General features: G+C 64.6%; 1 pseudogene and 1 other annotated feature. The pseudogene reads left to right on the top strand.

The annotated features are described in order from the left end of the window. Positions 1–14: 14 nt before the first annotated feature. Positions 15–940, top strand: a pseudogene (locus NX782_RS26260) (IS3 family transposase); the annotation flags it as partial. Next, positions 293–409, top strand: a sequence feature (AL1L pseudoknot). It overlaps the preceding pseudogene by 117 nt.

A 940-nucleotide genomic window follows, 5' to 3' on the forward strand; every position in this document is an offset into this window, starting at 1 on the left:
GAGAAAATGGAGCTATGAAGAAGCAACCCAAGTATTCCCCCGAAGTCATCGAGCGCGCCGTGCGCATGGTCAGCGAGGCCGCCAGCGAGTACAGCTCGCAATGGGCGGCGATCGAATCCATCGCAGCCAAGATCGGCTGCACACCTGAAACGCTGCGTCGCTGGGTACGCCAGCAAGAGCGTGACACCGGCCAGCGCCCAGGGCCGACCACCGCCGAAGAGGAGCGCATCAAGGCGCTGGAGCGAGAAGTGCGCGAGCTGCGCAAGGCAAACGAGATCCTGCGTCTGGCGAGTGCGTTTTTCGCCCAGGCGGAGCTCGGCCGCCACTTCAAGCCGTGAGGGCATTTATCGACCAGTACCGCCATGCCTACGGTGTCGAGCCGATCTGCAAGGTGATGCAGGTCGCGCCGTCGGGCTATTGGCGTTATGCAGCACAGCAGCGCAACCCGGCGTTGCGCTGTGCACGAGTCCAGCGTGACGATGTCCTGAGCGTCGACATTGAGCGGGTCTGGCAAGCGAACCTGCAGGTCTACGGCGCCGACAAAGTCTGGCGCCAACTGCGACGTGAGGGAACCGAGGTGGCCCGCTGCACGGTGGAGCGCTTGATGCGCAAGGCCGGCTTGCGTGGCGTGGTGCGCGGCAAGGTTGTGCGCACGACGGTCGCCGATGCGAAGGCGCCATGCCCACTCGACCGGGTCAACCGCCAATTCAAGGCGCAGCGGCCAAACCAGCTGTGGGTCAGCGATTTCACCTACGTCTCGACCTGGCAGGGCTTCGTCTACGTGGCCTTCGTCATCGACGTCTTCGCCCGGCGCATCGTCGGCTGGCGTGTCAGCAGCTCGATGCGGACCGACTTCGTGCTCGACGCCCTGGAGCAGGCGCTGTACGCCCGTCAGCCCGAACGAAACGAGCTGGTCCATCATAGCGACAGGGGCTCGCAA

Source organism: Massilia norwichensis (assembly GCF_024753245.1).
Classification (GTDB): domain Bacteria; phylum Pseudomonadota; class Gammaproteobacteria; order Burkholderiales; family Burkholderiaceae_D; genus Telluria; species Telluria norwichensis.